General features: G+C 38.3%; 3 protein-coding genes. All 3 read right to left on the reverse strand.

Annotation, left to right across the window (positions count from 1 at the left end):
- A partial coding sequence (locus OQV04_RS23950; RefSeq protein WP_332643143.1) for a YopN/LcrE/InvE/MxiC type III secretion system gatekeeper occupies nucleotides 1-1,022 on the reverse strand: 1,022 nt, incomplete at its 3' end.
- Between the two features lie 4 nt (nucleotides 1,023-1,026).
- Nucleotides 1,027-2,730: a type III secretion system outer membrane ring subunit SctC gene (gene sctC / locus OQV04_RS23955; RefSeq protein ID WP_112919155.1), complete on the reverse strand. Its 1,704-nt coding sequence runs from the start codon at nucleotides 2,728-2,730 to the stop codon at nucleotides 1,027-1,029.
- A partial coding sequence (eivF, locus tag OQV04_RS23960; protein WP_332643146.1) for a type III secretion system transcriptional regulator EivF occupies nucleotides 2,727-3,219 on the reverse strand: 493 nt, incomplete at its 5' end. The genes sctC and eivF, both read right to left, overlap by 4 nt.

Raw genomic sequence — 3,219 nt, forward strand, 5'->3', positions numbered from 1 at the left:
AATAATTGTTCATTATTAATAAAAAGTGAAAATGGAAGATTTGTACATCCACTGTAAATCGCCTTCAGGAGTAACGTTTTGTCTTTATAATTAGCATCTGCGGGAAGGGTCACCAGTGCATTGTTCAGGAGTTCCTCTGCAGTCTCAGGAAATTTTATTAACGATATCAGAAAAAATATCCAGTAATCTTCTGCGCTGATAAATTTTTTAATTATTGGGTTATTCATTAAAGTTTTCAGAAATAAAGCCTCTGCCGACTGAAGAGACAATAGTTGTGACAACTTATTGAGAAACATACCAAATTCCAATGATGAACAACTCGCATCAAGTGCATTTATATCTGAGAAAAGCGTCTCTTTGATAAATTTTGTCACCAACATTCTATTTTGATAGCCATAACTACCAATCCATTCGACATAAGTATCTACAGCATCGTCTTCTGCCATTAAAAATTGCCGATAACTCGCCCTTAGTAATTTTGGATTTAATGACAGCGCCCGGCCAAATAACTTTGCTTTTAATGCCGAGTTAATGCCGCTATTAATGAATTTTTTAGTAGTCTCTTGATTAACTTTTCTAAGTAATGCTTCAGCGTTTAGCCGGACATTTTCTGATATTTGTTTTTTACGTAAAATTGCACGTAACACAACTACCAGATCGCTTTCATCTGGGAATAATTTTTTAGCAAAGCTATACACTTCATAGTCATGGGTAGTTGCAGCCTTAAGCGCCTCCATAACTTTGTCGGTTTTTTCTATTGGCTGGTCTTCCAGGACATATTCTTCTCCGTCCAGAAAATTGGCCAGTTGTTCTTCGTAGATTTTTTTCTTCATAAACTGCGTTAACGCTGCTGACATCTCGTCAGTAGCTTGTAAGAACCGAGCTTCTTTACCTGCGGGATCATCCCCCATTTTAGGCATTTCAGCTTCAATATCTTCATTATCTTCTGTGATAATGTCCTCTAAGCGAGAAACTTCCCTAGCTCTTTCTAATACACCGACATGCTCTACATGAATCGCCATTTCACTATCCTCCGACGACTTCACGATTCAGGTAAGTTTTTATCCATTTCTGCAGTAATTCATCGTTAATTTCTTTATTTTTTGCCATTTGCTGTGTAATCGCTCTGGCATCAACCGCAGCCTCATTCGCATTATTCATCATGCGCTCATCGATCTCTCTTGGCTCAATAAGAAAGACACGAACGATGTTATTCGCATTTGTTCCTTCATAACCAAATAATTTACCAATAAATGGAATGCTGCCTAATATTGGGATCTTGCGACTTTCATAGGTATTCGTATCGCGTGTATATCCCCCAATCAAAAGACTTTTCCCTTGGGGCACGCGTGCAATAGTACTTATAAGCGTTCTACCAACCTGAGGCAGATCATCAACATTGGTCTTGTCAGAATTTATTTCATTGCCATCTTCAATATTCAAGAGTAATTCAATTTGATTTCGCGCAGCAAATCGTGGTAGCACGCTAATCATCGTACCATAGGTTACTTCATCCAATTCTGCAGTACGCTCGCCGACTAATTTAGTATAGAATGTACGGTTATTATCAAATATAGCAGGAATATTCTCCTGTGTTAAAACGACGGGACGAGCAACAACGGCGGCTCTTCTTTTTTGTGCAAGTGCCTGTATTGTTGCAATAAACTGTGTCCCATCAAGGGTACTAATTGAACCTGAATTATTAAATGATGCACTTAAGCTGGATCCAATTTTTATCGTGTCCGACCAGTCAGCACCTAGCTGTTCTAGATCAGTCTTATCAATATCTATTATCCATAAAGATAATTCAATGTGTCGCTTTGGAATATCAAGCGTAGCTACTAACTTCTCGATAAAATCAACCTGAGATACTGTTCCTTTAACAAGTAAACTGTTGGTATCAGGATATGCAATAATTTGTATATCGTCAGTCTCTGGCGCTCCTGCTGTCGATATTATTTTCTCTACTTGTAGGTCATCATCTTCTTCAGCACCAGGAAAAGGAGGCATACGTGATACGTTTTTTAGTTGTTGACGACTTGAAATTTCAGAAAGTACGTTCACCCCTGTGCTTTGCTTAATGTTATTATTTAACAACGTCGATAGTACTTTTGCCATGCCAGGAATAATTATCTTTTCGCCACGTAACTCATAAGTCCGGTCATTAACGAATGTGTTGACCAGATGAATTATTCCTACTTTATTTCGACCGATCTCAATGCCATCGCTGTTTTGCTCCATTAATTTCGCAGCATTAACGACCAGGTCAACATAAACCGGTGGCCCCGATACATAGAAAGTACCATTGCCGCCCCCTTTAATTTCATAACGAGAGTTATACAGACCCGATTTTTTTAAGAAATTATTAAACTCATTCGTCGATACCTTTCTCAGATTAATCAATGCATTACGCATCTCTGATGAGTCATAGATATAAATAGCTTTGCCATCATCATACCAAATAAGCCCCATCTGTGCCGACAGGCGTTCAATCAAGGCATAGGGTTCTGTTAAATCAAAATTCCCGCTGATCTGTTTCTTCATGGCAAGCTTACTAACTATTGTAGGCTTACCCGCATATGATGAAACCGTTTCAAAAAAACTACGTAGATTTTCTTTATTTGCTACGTATCCATTCGCTGCTGCGGCATATGCACCAGGAGTCAATAATCCATTAAAAATGCATAAGACTGAAATTAATATAATAGTAATGCGTAATTTTATTTTCATAACTTTTTACATAGTTCTCTCGGTGTTTTTCCTAACCGGCTTTTTACTTCGGCTGAAAAGTGTGATGAGGACGAGTAACCATATTTATGCGCAATAGTTGTCATATCACTGTTTCCTTCAATCATTTCCAACACGGCTCTGGCAACTCTCCAGCCACATAATTCCGTTTTAACTTTACCACCCAATGCATAACTACATAAACGGCGAAAATGTGAATACGATACGCCGTAAAGCTCACCAAGATCATAGAGTGAAGTCTGTATGAGCGATTGCGATAATAAATAACGAACCAGTTTATAGCATTCTGTTTTTCTTAGATGCTGAAACAGGATTTCATTAATATTATCGCTGCTCAGATAAGTGGCTAAAAACCAGGCTTCACTTGCAACTTTACTGAATAGCACAACTTCTGATGCAAAGGGCAAGGCATCAGCAAACAATTCATGATGTTCCCTTTCCACACTCCCCGTTGATTCATCTATAAAAGCT

This window comes from Escherichia sp. Lx600-2, assembly GCF_036662595.1.
Taxonomy (GTDB): domain Bacteria; phylum Pseudomonadota; class Gammaproteobacteria; order Enterobacterales; family Enterobacteriaceae; genus Escherichia; species Escherichia coli.

Excerpts from the sequence above, each read along its gene's own strand:
- sctC (WP_112919155.1), bottom strand. The coding sequence starts at position 2,730 with ATGAAAATAAAATTACGCATTACTATTATATTAATTTCAGTCTTATGC.